Consider the following 18768-nt stretch of genomic DNA (forward strand, 5'->3'; position numbering starts at 1 on the left):
GTTTCACGTTGTTTGTTTCGTTCAGTTTTCAAAGAACTACTTGGTCGCTCATTTGCGACTTCCTTATGTTAACATCTCCGTTTTTCGATGTCAACTAAGTTTCAAAATTTCTTTTTTGTCGTTTTCTGCGTTTCCGCATCAGCGACGGTTATTAATATATCATGCAGAAAAATGAAATGCAACACCTTTTATAAACTTTTTTTAAATTAACTACATTTCTTTTTTAATATCATATACTTAAACGAAATATCTCTTTCATTTCTAAGAGATTCCTACATATATTCTATATAAAGTCACTCTATCCAAAAACGTTTCTTTCTATAATAAACGTTTTATTTATATACGATACCATACAAGGAGGAATATATATGGACTATACCGATTTATTAATCAAACTAGGTCTCTCGGCTATTTTAGGGTTCGCCATCGGTTTAGAGCGCGAATTAAAACGGAAACCACTTGGTTTAAAAACATGTTTAGTTATTTCTATCATTAGTTGCCTCCTGACGATTGTTTCTATTAAAGCAGCTTACAATTTACCACATACTGATCATATGAATATGGATCCACTTCGACTTGCCGCTCAAATTGTATCAGGGATTGGTTTTTTAGGCGCCGGTGTTATTTTACGTAGAGGAAACGATAGTATTGCCGGATTAACAACTGCTGCTATGATTTGGGGTGCATCTGGTATTGGTATTGCTGTTGGAGCTGGATTCTATATCGAAGCGATTTTCGGAATGTGTTTCCTTATGATTAGCGTTGAACTTATACCGTTAACAATGAAATTTGTAGGACCTAGATCCTTTCGTCAACGTGATATCGCAGTAAAACTTGTTGTGCGAAATATGGACAATATCCCGGTTGTAATTGAAGAAATAAAAGAAATGGATATAAAAGTGAAGAATATGAAGCTTAAAACATTGGAGAATGGCTCGCACTATTTACATCTTAAATTATGTATCGATCAAAAAAGACATACTGCTGATGTTTACTATGCTCTCCAGCATCTTGAAAGTGTTCAACAAACTGAAGTGGAAAGTATGTAACGTAAAACAAACTCTCTTTTAAATTAGAGAGTTTTTCTTTTTTCTATAATGGTAACAATGAATGTAGTCCTGCAAAGTAAGGAGGAATAGGCAATTGAAATCCCGTCCGAATTTAGTAGATACATTTCGTGATTCCATTATTTTTCGTTTAATTTGTTTTATTGTTGTACTTACTGCTTTTTCTGGCTTTCTTATACATAGACTAGAACCATCGCACTTTACCACATGGTTTGATGGAATTTGGTGGTCAATCGTTACAATTTTTACTGTTGGCTATGGTGACTTTGCCCCTCATACACTAATAGGGAAACTTATCGGTATGGGTATTATTTTACTAGGAACCGGATTTTGTTCTTATTATATGGTGCTGCTTGCTACTGAAATGATTAATAAACAATATATGAAGATTAAAGGCGAAGAAGCTGCGACTTCTAACGGCCATATGATTATTGTCGGCTGGAATGAACGAGCAAAACATGTTGTAAAACAAATGCACGTATTACAACCAAACCTTGATATCGTTTTAATTGATGAAACACTTTCTTTACTGCCAAAACCATTTCATCATTTAGAATTTATAAAGGGGTGCCCCCATCACGATCAAACGTTATTAAAAGCTAATATTACAACGGCACACACCATTTTAATAACAGCTGATAAAGAAAAAAACGAAAGCTTAGCGGATACACAGTCCATTTTAAATATTTTAACTGCAAAAGGGCTCAACCCAAACATTCACTGCATCGCTGAACTTCTTACTTCTGAACAAATACAAAATGCAACGAGAGCTGGCGTGTCAGAAATTATAGAAGGAAATAAATTAACGAGCTATGTATTTACCGCTTCTCTTTTATTCCCTTCTATTTCAGGTGTACTATTTTCACTTTATGATGAAATCTCTGATAATAAATTACAACTGATGGAGCTTCCCATGTCCTGCACCGGACAAACTTTTGCAAATTGTAGCTATACTCTTTTAAAGCAAAACATTCTCTTACTAGGTATAAAGCGCGACGAACAATATATGATTAATCCAGTCCATTCCTTTGTTCTCATTGAAAGCGACATACTCATTGTTATTCACCATTAATAAAATGACGCTCTAGTTCTTGCATGAGCACTTTCCCAATATTGATATATTTTCTTTTCACATCTCCATCTGGATCTTTCGGCTCAGCAAATTGATCCATTCCACTCGTTCCAGCTGTTAAAGTATTAACATGATCATCTAGTTCGTCTTGATATACGTGCGAAAGAATATACGGCGTTCCAAGACGAACTATTACGCCTGGTACATCTAGTTCTCCATCAATGGCTGTAAATGGCACTCGTAAAAATTGATAGCCGTCTTCTTCATCGATTTTATAATCAAAGCATCCTTTATCATAATCCCAATTGCCACCAATACTATATCCGAGTGGCTTCATTATTTCTTCTAACTTATATAACGCATATGTACGTCCTTCTAAATCTGATTGAATTGGAATCAAGCCCATCCCTCCTAGACTTTTTCTTTAGCATACCCACTCTAGTTTGAATATACTGATGGAATTTTCGATGAAATAATAAAAAGCGGCCGGATTCCGGCCGCTTTTTATTATTTTAAACGCTCTTCTAATTCTGCTTTTAATTCTTCAAATCCTGGTTTACCAAGTAAAGCAAACATGTTTTTCTTGTATGCTTCTACTCCTGGTTGGTCAAATGGATTTACGCCTAATAAGTAGCCGCTCATCGCACATGCTTTTTCGAAGAAGTATACAAGGTAACCGAATGTGTACTCATTTAATTCAGGAATATTTACGATTAAATTTGGTACTCCGCCATCGCTATGTGCAAGTAATGTACCTTCGTATGCTTTCGTGTTTACGAAGTCTACAGTTTCACCAGCAAGGTAGTTTAATCCATCTAAATCGTTTTCTTCTGATTCGATTGTTAGTTCATGTGTAGATTTACCTACTTTTAGAACTGTTTCAAATAAATCACGACGACCTTCTTGAACGTATTGACCTAATGAGTGTAAGTCAGTTGAGAAGTTTGCTGAAGATGGGAAAATACCTTTTTGATCTTTTCCTTCACTTTCACCAAATAACTGTTTCCACCACTCAGCGAAGTATTGAAGTGCTGGCTCATAGTTAACAAGCATTTCAATTGTTTTTCCTTTATTGTATAAAGCGTTACGAACTACTGCATATTGGTAAGCTGGGTTTTCTTCTAGTTCTGATGTACCGAAGTCCTCACGACCAGCAGCTGCACCTTTCATCATCTCTTCAATATTTAAGCCACTCACTGCGATTGGTAATAAACCAACTGGCGTTAATACAGAGAAACGTCCTCCAACATCATCTGGAATAACGAATGTTTCGTAACCTTCATTATCAGCTAATGTTTTTAATGCACCACGCGCTTTATCTGTCGTTGCATAAATACGTTTGCGAGCTTCTTCTTTTCCATACTTTTCTTCTAATAACTTACGGAAAATACGGAATGCTAGTGCCGGCTCTGTTGTCGTACCTGATTTGGAAATAACGTTAATAGAGAAGTCTTTACCTTCTAATACATCCATTAAATCTTTCATGTAAGTGGAGCTAATGTTTTGTCCAACAAATAGCACTTGTGGAGTTTTACGTTGTTCTTTAGAAAGTGTGTTGTAGAAAGAATGGTTTAACATTTCAATTGCTGCACGTGCTCCTAGGTAAGAACCACCGATACCTACAACAAGTAAAATGTCAGAGTCATTTTTAATTTTTTCTGCGCATTTTTGAATGCGAGCAAATTCTTCTTTGTCATATTGAAGCGGAAGGTCTACCCACCCAAGGAAATCGTTCCCAGCTCCAGTTTTTTCGTGGATTGCGTGATGTGTTACTTTCACCGCATCACGTAAATAAGTGATTTCATGTTCACCGATGAAGGATAACGCTTTAGAATAGTCGAACGTTACATGTGTACTCATCTTTTTCCCTCCAATTATGGATATGTATTTCTGTATTCACTTTAGCGAAACTGAAGTTGTAAATCAAGCGATTCACCCCTTGTAAACGTAACCAATATATATTTTTTAGAAAAAGTTCATTTTTTGCATAAAAATTCGCATTTTTCGGTATAGATGTATATACATCCTGTTTCAAACATTTTTTATGTATAAAAACAACATAACTACCCCATTCTATAAAAGAGTTAATTAACTCATCGCTTGCTCATGCTTCACAATTAAGGGGGGCTTTTTTATGAGTACTTTGCAACGTATCGCATTAGTCTTTACTGTAATTGGCGCTGTGAACTGGGGATTAATCGGATTCTTCCAGTTTGACTTAGTGGCAGCCATTTTCGGTGGACAAAATTCAGCTCTTGCACGTATTATTTACGGCATCGTCGGTATTTCTGGGCTTATCAACCTTGGTTTACTCTTTAAACCATCCGAAAATCTTGGCACTCACCCAGAAACAAACGAAATTCGCTAGTCAGTATGTCCTTACTTCACCTCCGACATACGAATATGATTGCATGCAATCATATTTGCAAATATATATCATAAGAGAAAGTAAAAGAGGAACGCTCATATGCGTTCCTCTTTTACTTTGTTAACTCGGACTCTTCAATCCATTCTGTTAGCTTTTCTCGCAGCGTATTAAATCCGTTCTCAGATGGATTCGGTATAAGAATCCGTCCTTGTTTTCTTTTCGCCGCTTTTAACGATAAACTCATTTTTCTGTGTTCTTCATCAATTGAAAGTACTTTTACTTCTACTGTATCGCCGACTTTTAAAAAGTCATGAATATCCTTTACATATCCATTTGTAATTTCAGATATATGCACAAGTCCTTGTGTTTCTGCATCTAACGCTACAAATGCACCGTAATCTTGAATCCCAGTCACTTTCCCTGTTACAACCACTCCTGTTGTATATTGTTCTGACATATGAAACACTCCCATACGTTTACCATTTTCTCTACAATTGTAGATAGCAAAGCAGATGATTTATTGTTAAATATCCGATTAGTTAGTACGTACCGTAAGTAAAGCTACTCAGGATACGCACACCTTATATTAGTAAATTATACCACTATGACAGAACTCATTCAAAATTCATGAAAAAATTTCCTTAAGTAAGTATAATTCTCCAATATTAGGATAGAATACTAACACATGGCTTTCTAGTATTCCCCCCCTTTTATGGACAAAACGTATTGTGTTTTGTCCTTTTTTTATTCTCCACGAACCGTTCCATTCTCTTCATTGCTTCCATAAGTTGTTCAAGCGATGTTGCATATGAACAGCGAATAAATCCTTCACCACTTTCCCCAAATACACTTCCAGGTACAACAGCCACTTTTTCTTCTAATAATAGCTGTTCTGCAAATTCCGCCGAAGAGAGTCCAGTTGAAGAGATTGAAGGAAAGACATAAAATGCTCCGCCCGGTACATGACACGTTAATCCGATTTCATTGAAAGATGTCGTCATAAAATTACGGCGTTTCTTATAACTATCTCTCATCCGAATTACTTCATCATTCCCCGCACGTAACGCTTCAAGCGCTGCGAACTGAGACATCGTCGGTGCACACATCATGGAATATTGGTGAATTTTGAGCATCAATTCTGAAAAATGAACAGGAGCTGCAATCATACCAAGACGCCATCCTGTCATCGCAAAGCCTTTTGAAAATCCTGAAATTAAAATCGTATGCTCGCGCATATTTTTAATACTTGCGAAACTTGTATATGCTTCGTCGTATACAAGTTCTGCATAAATTTCATCAGATAATACGATTAAATTGTACTTCTCAACAATCACCGCTATTTCTTCAAGCTCGGACTTATTCAACATCGCACCTGTTGGGTTATTTGGTGAACAAAGTAAAATTGCCTTTGTTTTCGCTGTAATAGCTGCTTCAATTTGTTCTGGCTGCACTTTAAACTCATTTTCTAAAGTAGTCGCCACAGGAACTGGAACCCCTCCAGCTAAAGTTACGAGCGGTGCATAAGAAACAAAGCTTGGTTCAATGATAAGTACCTCATCATCAGGATTTATAATGGCGCGCATGGCTACATCTAACGCCTGACTCGCTCCAACTGTAACAATGATTTCATCGTTTGGATCATAAGATACTACAAATTGTTTTTTTAGATACTTTGCTATTTCTTGACGGAGCTCCAATAATCCTGCATTTGCTGTATATGACGTATATCCTTGTTCTAAAGAACGGATACATGCTTGCCTTACATTCCACGGCGTAACGAAGTCTGGTTCTCCTACTCCAAGAGAAATAACACCTTTCATATTTGCTGCTAAATCGAAAAACTTTCGAATACCTGATGGTTGTAACGATTCTGCCGCTCTAGATAGTTCAAATTGCTTCATGGTGTCACCACAATTCGCTTATCATCATCATTTTTTTCATAAATAATTCCCTCATGTTTATACTTCTTCAAAATGAAATGCGTTGTCGTAGAAACGACAGATTCAATTGTTGCTAATTTCTCGGAAACAAACATCGCTACTTCTCCCATTGTCTTCCCTTCTAATGTAATAGAAAGATCATATGTCCCTGACATTAAATACACAGATTTCACTTCTGAATAACGATAAATTTGCTCAGCAACTGCATCGAACCCAACACCGTGCTTTGGCGTAACTTTCACATCAATCATTGCTGTTAAACCTGTATGTTCTTTCACCTTCGTCCAATCAATATGTGTTACATAATCCACGATAATCTTTTCCGCTTCTAATTTTTCAACCATTCTCTTTACTTCTTCTACTTCTATATTTAACAGCTTCGCTAATGTATCTACAGATAATCGACTACTTTTTTCAAGACAAGCTAATAATTCTAATTCTTTTTCTGTCACCATATAAATCATCCTTCCTTTTCGTTTGTGTCTAAATTATACAAATACACTTTCCAGTTTGAAAAGAAGATTTTTTTAGTGAATTATGTCAAAATAAAGTGAAACTTTAATCAGTGGAATGCTTCACCCCGCTGATTATTAGTTAAACCAATCGGGCTTTTACAAGCAGTTGATCTCCCACCTCACTTCTTTGTCTCAACCGTCTTTTTAGGTGGGAGTCTTACTGCTCATTAAAGCGGGGTAAAGTGAAACTTTAATCAGCGGAAAAATGGGTGATAAAGCGAAAGGGGATGGAACCGTGAAACCAAAAGTGTATATTGCTGAACCAGTTCCAACATTTGTAGAAAACTATTTATCAGAACACTGTGATTATGAAAAATGGGAGCAAAATGAGAAGGTACCTCGTGATGTTCTACTAGAGAAAATACAAGATAAAAATGGTTTATTAAATTTTGGATCTGCTATTGATGACGAATTATTGGAGGCGGCTCCTAACTTAAAAGTAGTAAGCAACATTTCTGTCGGTTACGATAATTTTGATTTACAAGCGATGGAAAAGCACAATGTCATCGGAACAAATACACCATACGTACTAGATGATACAGTAGCTGATCTTGTTTTCGCTCTTATGTTATCTGTTGGTCGTCGTGTTTGTGAACTCGATTCCTACGTAAAAAATGGTGAATGGAATTCCGAAATTGGAAAAGAGCACTTTGGCCTAGATGTACACCATAGTACAATCGGCATTATCGGCATGGGCCGAATTGGAGAAGCCGTTGCAAAACGAGCGAAATTCGGATTTGATATGAATGTCCTTTATTATAACCGTCGCCGAAAAGAAGAAGCTGAACAAAAATTCGATGCTACCTATTGTGATTTACAAACGCTACTCAAACAGTCTGACTTTATCGTTCTTCTTACTCCATTAACAGATGAAACGTATCATCTTATCGGAGAAAAGGAATTTTCATTAATGAAAGAAACAGCTATCTTCATTAATGCTTCTCGCGGGAAAACAGTAAATGAAGAAGCATTAATCCATGCCTTAACAGAGAAGAAAATCTTTGCAGCAGGCATCGATACGTTTACACAAGAGCCAATTCAAAAAGATAATCCGCTCTTATCCTTACAAAATGTTGTGACTTTACCACACATCGGATCTGCAACATTAAAAACTAGGCAGCAAATGGCTATGACCGCCGCTGAAAATTTAGTTGCAGGGTTACAAGGAAAAACACCGCCTAATATTGTTCGCGGGTAATACTGAATATACGAAAGGCAAGATGACATCGTCATCTTGCCTTTTTTTGTTAACATATTTTTTTCTTCCTTGGAAATGATATGAACAAAAATCAATGGAGTGACAAAAAATGAATCACGAATATACTTGTCCTTATTTCACTTTTTCCACTCGCGGCACTACGATTCATTACGAATTGTATGAACATGATAATAAAACAAAACGTCCTACTTTCGTGCTCGTTCACGGTTTTTTATCTTCCTCATTCAGTTACCGCCGTCTTATTCCTTTATTATCGAAAGAAGGAACAGTCATTGCTCTTGATTTACCACCGTTCGGAAAGAGTGATAAGTCTCATCTATTTAAGTATTCTTATCATAATTTAGCAACGATTATAATCGATTTAATTGAACACTTATCCCTCTCAAACATTGTGTTAGTTGGACATTCTATGGGTGGACAAATTTCTCTTTATGTAAACCGTATACGTCCTGAATTAATTTCAAAGACAATTTTACTATGTAGCTCTAGCTATTTAGCACGCGCAACTTTACCTTTACTGTACTCTTCTTATTTACCTTTCTTTCATTTATACGTAAAGAACTGGATTATACGGCGCGGCATCGTTCATAACTTAATGAATGTCGTTCATGATCACTCATTAATTGACGATGAAATGAAGGAAGGTTACTCTGCTCCTTTTTATGACAACCGTATATTCCCCGCTTTAACTCGTATGATACGAGATCGTGAAGGTGACTTATCTTCAACTGAATTACAAAAAATCGAAACACCTACGCTACTCATTTGGGGTGAAAAAGATCGGGTCGTCCCTGTACATGTAGGTCATCGTCTGCACAAAGATTTACCGAATTCGAAATTTATTTCTTACGAAAACACAGGACATTTACTACCAGAAGAAAAACCGGAACATGTTTATGAAGAAATTATGGCGTTTTCTGCGCAGTAATATAAAAAGGCTGTCGGAAATTCCGACAGCCTACAATGAACAACTTCCGCCTTCTTTTATTACAAGTAATTCCACAGCTAACTTCTCACATTTTTCAAGCGCAGGTACTTCCTCAAAAGACATAAAGTATATATGTTGAATCTTCTTTGCGATGTATTTTGAATCATCAAACACACTTGCGACGTTCACAACATCGCTCGCTTCTGTTTCATAAAACTCCGGTCCCATTTGAAACGGATCCCAATTCTTCACAACCTCTATCATCTTTTCATATGTACCCATTCGCTTCCCGCCTTTTCACTTTTTAATGCTTTTCTTTATCCTATCACATCAGCTATTCTATAAGAAGAGAGAGAACTTTCATAACTTAACGGTTTTACAGAAGAAGGGGGCAAACTTATGCAACTATTTCATAAAACAGTCAATCGACGTGGAACCCATAGTATAAAATGGGATACATATAAAAACGAAGAACTTATCCATGCTTGGATTGCCGATATGGATTTTGAAGTACCACAACCAATTCAAGCTGCTTTAAAGAAACGTATCGAGCATCCTATTTTCGGCTATACACTTCCTCCCGAAAATATTGGCGATATTATTTGTAACTGGACAAAAAAACAGTACAACTGGGATATTCAAAAAGAGTGGATTGTCTTTAGCGCCGGAATCGTTCCAGCTCTTAGTACGAGCATACAGGCCTTCACAAAGGAAAACGAATCCGTTCTCGTACAACCACCTATTTATTCCCCATTTTTCGAAATGGTCACAACAAACAACAGACAATTATGCGTAAGTCCATTACAGAAACAAAATGATACATATGCGATAGACTTTGAGCATTTAGAAAAGCAATTTCAACAAGGCATCAAACTCATGCTTCTTTGCAGTCCTCACAATCCGATAGGGCGTGTTTGGACGAAAGAGGAACTAATAAAGCTTGGATCTTTATGTACCAAATATAATGTAATCGTTGTCGCAGATGAAATTCATTCTGATATTATTTACGCAGATCATACACATACACCGTTCGCTTCTTTATCCGAAGAATTAGCAGCACGCACGATTACTTGTATGGCTCCAAGTAAAACATTTAATATCGCTGGATTACAAGCATCGATTATTATCATTCCAAATGAAAAACTCCGTCAAGCCTTTACATCTATCCAATATAGGCAAGGCTTCCACGGATTAAATATATTTGCCTATACAGCGATGCAAAGTGCCTATACAGAATGTAACAATTGGCTAAATGAAATTCGATTATATATAGAAGATAACGCTAAGTTCGCTTGTGAATATATGAAAAATTATATACCTACTCTTTCCGTAACGAAGCCAGAAGGTAGCTTTTTATTATGGATTGATTGCTCTCGCCTAAACCTTTCTCAAGACGAGCGCACTAAATTACTTGAGGAAAAAGGAAAAATTATCGTTGAGCCTGGTGAGAAATACGGATTAGGCGGAGAAGAACATATTCGAATTAACATCGGCTGTCCAAGATCTGTTTTAGAAGAAATTTTAAATAGACTGCGCCATACGTTTTCATAATAGCAAAGGAGTCTGTCCCTAATCATTCTTGGACAGACTCCTTTGTCATATTTTGTCGGTAAGTCGATATATTCCAATAATCGCCGATATATTTTCAATTACGTTCCACCAAAAAAGCTACCGCGCACGGTAGCTTTTACTTTTTCTTCATATCCGACGCTTTTTTTACAATAACACCACAAGCAATTCGATCACCTGATTTACCTGTCGGTTGTGTCATGCCATCATCAGCGTTTTCCGTAATAATAATAGACGCTCCATCTTTTCTATGAATCGTCGTTTTTCCTTCTTCAAGCGTTATATGCGGCGCATCGATTTCTGCTTTAATTTTCCCAGAACCGTCTGCAATTACGTTCGGTAAATCACCGTTTTCTGCACCCTTCGGATTGAGTAGTCCATGCTTTTTATCATCTGGATTAAAATGATTTCCAGCTGATTCAAAACGCGGTGCTTTACACTCACCAATTTCGTGTACATGTATGCCGTGCGGGCCAGGTGCGAATCCTTCCCCTTTAATCGTAATTTTCACTCCGCTTGTTTGCTGCACTACTTTTGCAGTCCCCACTTCATCACCTGAAGCATTATGTAATTTCACGTCAATTTCTTTCGGCTTTCCTTGGTCACAACCTGCCATCAGAAATAGTAAACAACAACTGAAAAAAAGCCGTTTTTTCATTTTATTCCCTCCAAAATACATTCTGCCCTTAGATTGTCCGAGCATAGAGGGAAACATACAAAAATGAGTTACTGTTTCTTTTCAGCTAACAGCTTTTCTTCAACTTTCTGTAATCGCTCTGCTTCTCGTTTTGATACACGAACGAACATACGCCACGTAGCAATCGCACCGATGATAAATAGAACACAAACAATCCCTGGAATAATATATTCTGTTTTATCTTCCGGAAAATATAAAGGCATCATATAGAACACTCCTTATTATAGGATTTATAAAACATCAGAATTTTCTGTTATATCATTTTAAATTATAGTAGAACCGATTCATATTCTCAAGGGGCGTTCTGAAAACGAATGATTTCTTTGACTCCTTCTCCTACTTTCCTTACTATAAACTTGAGGTGAAAAATATGAGAGAAACATTTGAAATTGGCGAAATCGTTACTGGTATTTATAAAACAGGAAAATACATTGGCGAGGTTACAAATAGCCGCCCTGGCAGTTACGTCGTAAAAGTATTAGCTGTTTTAAAACATCCGGTGCAAGGTGACTTACATAACGTAAAACAAGCTGACGTACCATTTTTCCACGAAAGACGTGCTTTAGCTTTTCGTGAACAGACGAACATTCCAGAGCAAATGGTGAAGAAATATGAAGGAGAAATTCCAGATTATACAGATTCACTCAAATTAGCATTAGAAACTCAAATGAATTCATTTTCTGAAGATGATTCACCTTTTGCGGTTCGTAGTCTAGAAACATTAGAGCAATTAAAAAAAGACTACAAACTTTAAAAAAACAAAACGACCAAATTACATGCTGTGCAATTTGGTCGTTACTGTGTACTCACTTTCTTTAACACTTTTGAAAAATCAACGAGTTCCCCTAATGTTGGAGGTGCTGGTTTCACTAAATACTCTTTATCTTTTTCTACTAATTTAAAAATATTATACGTCGTCATCGCATCATCTAATGCACAATGATGCTTACCCGTCCCTACTTTTCCATACGCTTCAATCGCTTTCCATAATCCTGTTTGATTTCTCTCACCAAAAAACTTCTTATACTCAAGTGATAAATCACGACACTGCCCTAGGAACGGAAAATCTACTCCCGCTTTTTCACAATTATGCTTCAACACTTTCATATCCATATTTCCCCACGTAACAATGGTCGGTTTACATCTCTTTTCATATTCTGCAAGTTTTTCAACGAGTTCTAGAAACGAAATTCCTTTATCTACGACTTCTTGTTTAATCCCTAAAAATTTCTTACATCGATCCGTTAAAGAAGGAAAAGTCTTCGGCCTAACATGAGCTGAATACGTATCTTCTACCTTACAGCCAACAACCGAAACGAGTCCTACCTCAATAATCTCTGGGAAAAATCCTTTTGGTTTTTTTCTGTGCTGGGGCATCGTAAACTCAAAATCCAAAAATAAAAATCGTTGTTCATCCATACGATCCCTTCCTTATCATCTTTGTCATTCCTTTCTATTTGACACTCCTACACGAACAAGCTCGAATGCTAATTCCATTTTAAATATTCAGATTGGATGTATCTTATATATATGTCAAATGCCCGCAAATATTTTTAAAAATAAGAAAAAATGACCAATGCAGAAAATATGACAAAATACCCCCTCTCATTTACATCCTCCATTTTTCTACTTTATAATGACTTTATGTGTGTTTCTTCGAGAACATTTTTGACACACTAAGAAAAGTGAATGAAAGGAGATGAGAGTTTTGCACGAAACAACGCAAGAGCTCGCAAACTGGCAGTATTATTTTGCTATCGCAGTCTTTTTAATTACATATGCCATTATTATTTCTGAAAAAATTAATCGCGCTGTCATCGCACTTCTTGGCGCAGCACTCATGGTAATTATGGGGGTCGTTGATTTACACAACGCCTTTACGAAACATATTGAATGGGGGACGATTACACTACTCATCGGTATGATGATTTTGGTGAACATTACGAGTAAATCGGGTGTCTTCCAATACGTTGCCATTAAAGCAGCAAAAGGAGCGCAAGGAAATCCAATTAAAATTTTAATTTCCCTTTCCTTACTTACTGCGCTTGGTTCCGCATTTTTAGATAACGTTACAACTGTACTTCTTGTTGTTCCAGTTACTTTATCTATTACGCGCATACTGCAAGTAAATCCTGTTCCTTATTTACTTTCTGAAATTATTTTTTCAAACATTGGAGGAACAGCAACATTAATTGGTGATCCACCTAACATTATGATCGGTTCTGCAAATAAGCATTTAGATTTCAATGCGTTCTTATTCAACTTAGCACCTATCGTAATCATTATTATTGGTGTGACAGCAACAATACTTTACTTCATGTACCGCAAACAATTAATCGCTGATCCTGTACAAGTTAAAAAATTAATGAGTTTAGATGAAAAACAATACATTAAAGATTCATTATTAATGAAGAAGTCTTTAACAGTACTTGGACTTACAATTGTAGGTTTCATGACTCATTCGATCTTCCATGTTGATGCAGCTATCATCGCTTTAACTGGTGCTACTGTTCTTATGCTAATCGGTGTGAAAGAACATGAAATTGAAGAGGTATTCGCAAGTGTAGAATGGGTAACAATCTTCTTCTTCGCAGGACTATTCGTACTCGTTGGAGGACTTATCGATATCGGTCTTATCAAAATGCTAGCTCAAAAAGTAATTGGCATAACAGGCGGAGATATTTCTTACGCATCTATCCTTATTTTATGGGTATCTGGTATCGCCTCTGCAACAATCGATAACATTCCATTCGTTGCAACAATGATTCCACTTATTAACGATATGGCTGTTGGGCTAGGTTTATCACCTTCTGACGCACAAATCGACGTATTATGGTGGGCATTAGCATTAGGTGCTTGTCTAGGCGGAAACGGAACATTAATCGGAGCTTCAGCTAACGTAATTGTGGCAGGTATCGCAAGCCGCGAAGGACATAAGTTTAGCTACATGGACTTCTTAAAAGTCGGTTTCCCAATTATGATCGTTTCATTAATCATTTCTCATATTTATATTTATGTACGCTACCTTATGTAGTACAAAAAGCGCCCTACTTTCAGGGCGCTTTTTCTATCTCAAATATTACATATACTACTCGTTATACCTCACCGGCTCATTTCGAATGATAAACAAGTGAATCGGCAAGAATACCGAAAATGTAATTACATGAATAATCGTAAATAATATAGAATTCGTTCCATATCTGTCTAAAATAGCGTAGATGAGATAAATGGACAACACAATCGATACAGCTGTTGCTATTAAATATAGAATTGGTACGAAATTAAAAATGAAACATGCGACATATATACCGAATACTTTCCATCCCGCTTCTTCTTTCAAAAAATCTGGTAATTTATCTTTCGCTAAATCTCCCCATATCTTACTATTTAAAAAAGGAATAAAAGCGAGAACACCATCCGTTGCACCATCATTTTTCGCCATCGTATACAGTGCAAAAGCCGTTAACAAATACGCAATAATTGCCCAAATTATGATAACAAGAATAAACGCAAAACTAAGAGCAAAGAAACCTGCTAGTAACCCCTGATCTTCCATCTTATCCTCTCCTCTCTACTCTCAACATATTTCGTTACATTGCAAGTTATGTTTTAAAATTCAACCAAACTCTCTGTATAATAATAAGAGCAAGATAATTAGAGAGGAGAACGGATCTATGCACCCATTTGTAAAAGCATTACAAGAGCATTTCATAGCTCATAAAAATCCAGAAAAAGCAGAACCGATGGCACGTTACATGAAAAATCACTTCCCGTTTCTCGGTATTCAAACTCCCGAGAGAAGACAATTATTGAAAGATGTCATTCAAATACATACTCTCCCAGATCCAAAAGACTTTCAAATTATCGTACGTGAGCTTTGGGATTTACCAGAACGAGAATTTCAGGCAGCCGCACTCGATATAATGCAAAAATATAAAAAGCATATAAACGAAACGCATATCCCCTTCTTAGAAGAACTCATTGTCACAAAATCTTGGTGGGACACTGTCGATAGCATTGTCCCTACATTTTTAGGTACTATCTTTTTACAACATCCAGAATTGATTTCTGCCTATATTCCAAAATGGATTGCATCAGATAACATATGGTTACAACGCGCCGCTATTTTATTCCAGCTAAAATATAAACAAAAGATGGATGAAGAACTTCTTTTTTGGGTTATTGGACAACTACATTCTTCGAAAGAATTTTTCATTCAAAAAGCGATTGGATGGATCCTTCGTGAATATGCAAAAACAAACCCAGATGTAGTATGGGAATACGTGCAGAATAACGAGCTTGCCCCGCTCAGCAGGCGTGAAGCAATTAAGCACATTAAACAAAATTACGGAATAAATAACGAAAAAATAGGCGAGACTCTATCATAGATAGACGCGTTCCTCTATTGAGATTTAAAAAAGAACGTGTTAGAATATGTTCATTATTATTAATATAAGTAGCGATGACGGACTTATAAGTACTTGCACAAAAAGCGATTCAGGGATAGTGAAAGCCTGGAGCTGCAAGGAAACGGCAGTCTCGAGCAATACGTGATAAAGTGGATGCACCTTTTGTGTATCAACTAGGGTGGAACCGCGGGCAAACGCTCGTCCCTAGGCAATTAAGCCTTGGGATGAGCGTTTTTTTATGTTTTTCAAAACATATACTGCTCGTTTCACAAGTTACCTGAGCACGTCATCGCCAATACGTTAACTTTCAAAAGGAGGATTTTCTTATGTATTCAATGGAACAAGTAGTAAACTTAGCGAAACATCGCGGTTTCGTTTTCCCTGGTTCTGAAATTTACGGTGGTCTTGCAAACACTTGGGATTACGGCCCACTTGGAATCGAATTAAAAAATAACGTTAAAAAAGCTTGGTGGAAAAAATTCATTCAAGAATCTCCATACAACGTTGGTTTAGACGCAGCTATTTTAATGAACCCAAAAACTTGGATCGCTTCTGGTCACGTTGGTAACTTCAACGATCCAATGATCGACTGTAAAAAATGTAAAGCGCGTCACCGTGCTGACAAATTAATTGAAGATGCATTAGATGCAAAAGGCATCGAAATGGTTGTTGACGGTCTTACTTTCGACCAAATGGCTGACTTAATGAAAGAACATGAAGTAAAATGTCCTGATTGCGGTAGTGAAGAATTCACTGAAATCCGTCAGTTCAACTTAATGTTCAAAACATTCCAAGGTGTTACAGAGTCTAGCACAAACGAAATCTTCCTTCGTCCGGAAACAGCACAAGGTATTTTCGTAAACTTCAAAAACGTACAACGCTCTATGCGTAAAAAACTTCCATTTGGTATTGGCCAAATCGGTAAGAGCTTCCGTAACGAAATCACGCCTGGTAACTTCACATTCCGTACACGTGAATTCGAACAAATGGAACTTGAATTCTTCTGTAAACCTGGTGAAGATTTAGAGTGGTTCGCATTCTGGCGTGAAACTTGTAAGAACTGGTTACTTTCACTTGGTATGACTGAAGAAAGCATGCGTCTTCGTGACCACGGTGAAGAGGAGTTATCTCACTACAGTAACGCAACAACTGATATTGAATTCAAATTCCCATTCGGTTGGGGCGAACTATGGGGCGTTGCATCTCGTACAGACTTCGATTTAAAACGTCACATGGAACACTCTAACGAAGACTTTAACTATATCGATCCACAAACGAATGAGCGTTACGTACCGTACTGCATCGAGCCATCTTTAGGTGCTGACCGCGTAACATTAGCGTTCTTATGTGATGCATATGAAGAAGAGCAATTAGAAAACGATTCTCGTACAGTTCTTCGCTTCCACCCTGCTTTAGCACCATACAAAGCAGCTATCTTACCATTATCTAAAAAGCTATCTGAAGGTGCTACTGAAGTATTCGCAGAACTAGCTAAAGACTTCATGGTAGACTTTGACGAAACTGGTTCTATCGGTAAACGTTACCGTCGTCAAGACGAAATCGGTACACCATTCTGTATCACTTATGACTTCGACTCAGTTGAAGACAAAGCTGTTACAGTACGTGACCGTGACACAATGGAACAAGTTCGTATGCCAATTAGCGAACTAAAAGGTTTCTTAGAGAAGAAAATCCAGTTCTAATTATAAGAAAAAGAGGCTGCTCTAATGAGCAGCCTCTTTTTTACTTTTCACGTTTTTCTTTAATTGCTACTGTACATCTTGAAATGCATAGTAAATCATCATTTTCATCAATGATACGCACATCCCACACCATCGTTGAATGTCCTCTATGTATCGGTGTCCCGATCGCTGTTACAATTCCATCTTTCTTTGAACGAATATGATTTGCATTAATTTCTAAACCGAAACAGATGCATTTCTCTTGATCAATTAAATTGTATGAACCAACGCTTGCTACTGTTTCTGCTAATGCAAGGGATGCACCACCATGTAAAAATCCAAATGGCTGATGCGTACGCTCATCTACAGGCATCGTAGCAACCACCTTATCTTCTGTCATCTCTAACAACTCAATTCCAAGTGAATCCATTAAAGTTTTTGCCATATCGTTTCCCCCTTCTCTTACTTTAATAAAATGTATAATTTTACCTATTTATTTTCAAACTACTTATAACACTTATATAAGGAGGTTTCACCTAAATGAAACAGAAATTTTGTATATTACTGCTTATGTTCTCCTTGCTGACTATTGTACCAAATTGTGCACTAGCAGCCAAAGCATCCAACCTGACAATCGATGTTCAGACTGTCACGCAAAAAGGTAAGAAACCTTATATAGAATATCAAATTAACAGACCTTCTTTTCATAACTTTTCCGATTCTAAATTTCAAAATAAGCTCAATTTCTATTACAAAAAATCTACTGACAAATTTAAAACCAAATTAGAAAAAGACGCAAAAAAATATTATAAAGAAACAGAAGGATCTAGTACACCATTTCATCCATATGTGGCGAATGTTGATTATAAAGTCTCTTTAAATAAACCACCTTTTCTTAGCCTATATTTGAATTACTATCAATATACAGGCGGCGCACACGGTCTGTATACATGGAAGGCTAACACATTCGATTTAAACAAAAAAAAGCTACTACACTTAGACGATTTATTTCAACAAGAAGATACATATAAAGAAGTAATTCGTGCTGAGATTGTAAGACAAATTAAACAAAATGAAAGTATTTATTTCCCTGATGCAACCGAAAAGGTCATGAGCACAAAAAAGTTCCACTTCTTTTTAGAACCGGACAATCTCGTCATTTATTTCCCATTATATGAAATTGCGCCTTATTCAAGCGGCATTCCACAATTTCGTATTCCGTATACGTTGCTAAGAGAGTATTTGAAGCCTGCTTATCAAAATATTTTAATTGACAGCAAGTAAATATTTTCGCTACGATAA

The 18768-nt window shown here is 36.7% G+C and carries 22 protein-coding genes; 11 read left to right on the forward strand and 11 right to left on the reverse strand.

What is annotated here, in order from left to right; translation table 11 throughout:
• Window positions 1-368: 368 nt before the first annotated feature.
• Both AC2CGR_RS19530 and AC2CGR_RS19535 read left to right on the forward strand, forming a co-directional pair.
• Window positions 369-1049: an MgtC/SapB family protein gene (locus AC2CGR_RS19530; protein WP_000386681.1), complete on the forward strand. Its 681-nt coding sequence runs from the start codon at window positions 369-371 to the stop codon at window positions 1047-1049.
• Window positions 1050-1143: 94 nt separating this feature from the next.
• Window positions 1144-2139 (forward strand): potassium channel family protein, encoded by a 996-nt coding sequence (locus AC2CGR_RS19535; RefSeq protein ID WP_087968546.1) that lies wholly within the window; start codon window positions 1144-1146, stop codon window positions 2137-2139.
• On the opposite strand, the gene AC2CGR_RS19540 is transcribed toward AC2CGR_RS19535, so the two are convergent.
• Both AC2CGR_RS19540 and AC2CGR_RS19545 read right to left on the reverse strand, forming a co-directional pair.
• Complete coding sequence (locus AC2CGR_RS19540; RefSeq protein ID WP_131100960.1) at window positions 2126-2539, reverse strand: YugN-like family protein; 414 nt, start codon at window positions 2537-2539, stop codon at window positions 2126-2128. The genes AC2CGR_RS19535 and AC2CGR_RS19540 overlap by 14 nt on opposite strands.
• A 107-nt stretch (window positions 2540-2646) precedes the next feature.
• The gene (locus AC2CGR_RS19545; RefSeq protein WP_000103661.1) at window positions 2647-3999 is read right to left on the reverse strand and encodes a glucose-6-phosphate isomerase; all 1353 of its coding nucleotides are present in this window, start codon (window positions 3997-3999) and stop codon (window positions 2647-2649) included.
• Window positions 4000-4273: 274 nt separating this feature from the next.
• Here AC2CGR_RS19545 and AC2CGR_RS19550 point away from each other — a divergent pair, with 274 nt between their 5' ends.
• Window positions 4274-4507, forward strand: a complete 234-nt coding sequence (locus AC2CGR_RS19550) for a DUF378 domain-containing protein (RefSeq protein WP_000105788.1) — start codon at window positions 4274-4276, stop codon at window positions 4505-4507.
• A gap of 112 nt (window positions 4508-4619) precedes the next feature.
• Here AC2CGR_RS19550 and yugI read toward each other — a convergent pair whose 3' ends face one another.
• From yugI to AC2CGR_RS19565, 3 genes are all read right to left on the reverse strand, one after another.
• Window positions 4620-4964, reverse strand: coding sequence for a S1 domain-containing post-transcriptional regulator GSP13 (gene yugI / locus AC2CGR_RS19555; protein WP_000003765.1), 345 nt, complete (start codon window positions 4962-4964; stop codon window positions 4620-4622).
• A gap of 253 nt (window positions 4965-5217) precedes the next feature.
• The gene (locus tag AC2CGR_RS19560; RefSeq protein WP_484481080.1) at window positions 5218-6408 is read right to left on the reverse strand and encodes an aminotransferase; all 1191 of its coding nucleotides are present in this window, start codon (window positions 6406-6408) and stop codon (window positions 5218-5220) included.
• A complete protein-coding gene (locus tag AC2CGR_RS19565; RefSeq protein WP_029440486.1) occupies window positions 6405-6902 on the reverse strand; it encodes an Lrp/AsnC family transcriptional regulator in 498 nt (165 codons plus the stop codon). Before AC2CGR_RS19565 ends, AC2CGR_RS19560 begins: the two co-directional genes overlap by 4 nt.
• A gap of 265 nt (window positions 6903-7167) precedes the next feature.
• Here AC2CGR_RS19565 and AC2CGR_RS19570 point away from each other — a divergent pair, with 265 nt between their 5' ends.
• Window positions 7168-8160: a 2-hydroxyacid dehydrogenase gene (locus AC2CGR_RS19570; RefSeq protein WP_484481081.1), complete on the forward strand. Its 993-nt coding sequence runs from the start codon at window positions 7168-7170 to the stop codon at window positions 8158-8160.
• A 109-nt stretch (window positions 8161-8269) separates the two neighbouring features.
• The gene (locus AC2CGR_RS19575) at window positions 8270-9109 is read left to right on the forward strand and encodes an alpha/beta fold hydrolase (protein ID WP_087968550.1); all 840 of its coding nucleotides are present in this window, start codon (window positions 8270-8272) and stop codon (window positions 9107-9109) included.
• A gap of 30 nt (window positions 9110-9139) precedes the next feature.
• On the opposite strand, the gene AC2CGR_RS19580 is transcribed toward AC2CGR_RS19575, so the two are convergent.
• Window positions 9140-9391, reverse strand: a complete 252-nt coding sequence (locus AC2CGR_RS19580) for a YugE family protein (RefSeq protein ID WP_000537636.1) — start codon at window positions 9389-9391, stop codon at window positions 9140-9142.
• A 117-nt stretch (window positions 9392-9508) separates the two neighbouring features.
• Between AC2CGR_RS19580 and AC2CGR_RS19585 the strand changes: the two genes are divergently transcribed.
• A complete protein-coding gene (locus AC2CGR_RS19585; RefSeq protein WP_270184693.1) occupies window positions 9509-10660 on the forward strand; it encodes a MalY/PatB family protein in 1152 nt (383 codons plus the stop codon).
• A gap of 136 nt (window positions 10661-10796) precedes the next feature.
• On the opposite strand, the gene sodC is transcribed toward AC2CGR_RS19585, so the two are convergent.
• Complete coding sequence (gene sodC / locus AC2CGR_RS19590) at window positions 10797-11336, reverse strand: superoxide dismutase [Cu-Zn] (RefSeq protein ID WP_087968552.1); 540 nt, start codon at window positions 11334-11336, stop codon at window positions 10797-10799.
• A 68-nt stretch (window positions 11337-11404) separates the two neighbouring features.
• Window positions 11405-11581 carry a hypothetical protein gene (locus AC2CGR_RS19595; RefSeq protein ID WP_000982760.1) on the reverse strand — a complete coding sequence of 59 codons (177 nt, stop codon included), beginning with the start codon at window positions 11579-11581 and terminating at the stop codon, window positions 11405-11407.
• Window positions 11582-11745: 164 nt separating this feature from the next.
• On the opposite strand from AC2CGR_RS19595, the gene kapB reads away from it, so the two are divergent.
• Window positions 11746-12129, forward strand: coding sequence for a kinase-associated lipoprotein KapB (gene kapB / locus AC2CGR_RS19600; RefSeq protein WP_001209341.1), 384 nt, complete (start codon window positions 11746-11748; stop codon window positions 12127-12129).
• A 41-nt stretch (window positions 12130-12170) separates the two neighbouring features.
• Here kapB and kapD read toward each other — a convergent pair whose 3' ends face one another.
• Window positions 12171-12794, reverse strand: coding sequence for a 3'-5' exonuclease KapD (gene kapD, locus AC2CGR_RS19605; protein ID WP_029440491.1), 624 nt, complete (start codon window positions 12792-12794; stop codon window positions 12171-12173).
• Between the two features lie 289 nt (window positions 12795-13083).
• On the opposite strand from kapD, the gene AC2CGR_RS19610 reads away from it, so the two are divergent.
• The gene (locus tag AC2CGR_RS19610) at window positions 13084-14409 is read left to right on the forward strand and encodes an ArsB/NhaD family transporter (protein WP_131100962.1); all 1326 of its coding nucleotides are present in this window, start codon (window positions 13084-13086) and stop codon (window positions 14407-14409) included.
• A gap of 54 nt (window positions 14410-14463) precedes the next feature.
• On the opposite strand, the gene AC2CGR_RS19615 is transcribed toward AC2CGR_RS19610, so the two are convergent.
• Window positions 14464-14931, reverse strand: a complete 468-nt coding sequence (locus AC2CGR_RS19615) for a hypothetical protein (protein WP_029440493.1) — start codon at window positions 14929-14931, stop codon at window positions 14464-14466.
• Window positions 14932-15049: 118 nt separating this feature from the next.
• On the opposite strand from AC2CGR_RS19615, the gene AC2CGR_RS19620 reads away from it, so the two are divergent.
• The gene (locus AC2CGR_RS19620) at window positions 15050-15763 is read left to right on the forward strand and encodes a DNA alkylation repair protein (RefSeq protein ID WP_087968554.1); all 714 of its coding nucleotides are present in this window, start codon (window positions 15050-15052) and stop codon (window positions 15761-15763) included.
• Window positions 15764-16110: 347 nt separating this feature from the next.
• Window positions 16111-17487 (forward strand): glycine--tRNA ligase, encoded by a 1377-nt coding sequence (locus AC2CGR_RS19625; protein ID WP_000287154.1) that lies wholly within the window; start codon window positions 16111-16113, stop codon window positions 17485-17487.
• Window positions 17488-17527: 40 nt separating this feature from the next.
• On the opposite strand, the gene AC2CGR_RS19630 is transcribed toward AC2CGR_RS19625, so the two are convergent.
• A complete protein-coding gene (locus tag AC2CGR_RS19630; protein WP_001140606.1) occupies window positions 17528-17911 on the reverse strand; it encodes a hotdog fold thioesterase in 384 nt (127 codons plus the stop codon).
• 95 nt (window positions 17912-18006) lie between these two features.
• On the opposite strand from AC2CGR_RS19630, the gene AC2CGR_RS19635 reads away from it, so the two are divergent.
• Window positions 18007-18750, forward strand: coding sequence for a DUF3298 and DUF4163 domain-containing protein (locus AC2CGR_RS19635; protein ID WP_087968555.1), 744 nt, complete (start codon window positions 18007-18009; stop codon window positions 18748-18750).
• The last annotated feature ends 18 nt before the right edge of the window (window positions 18751-18768 follow it).

It is taken from the genome of Bacillus sp. LSHTCR4, from assembly GCF_057197025.1.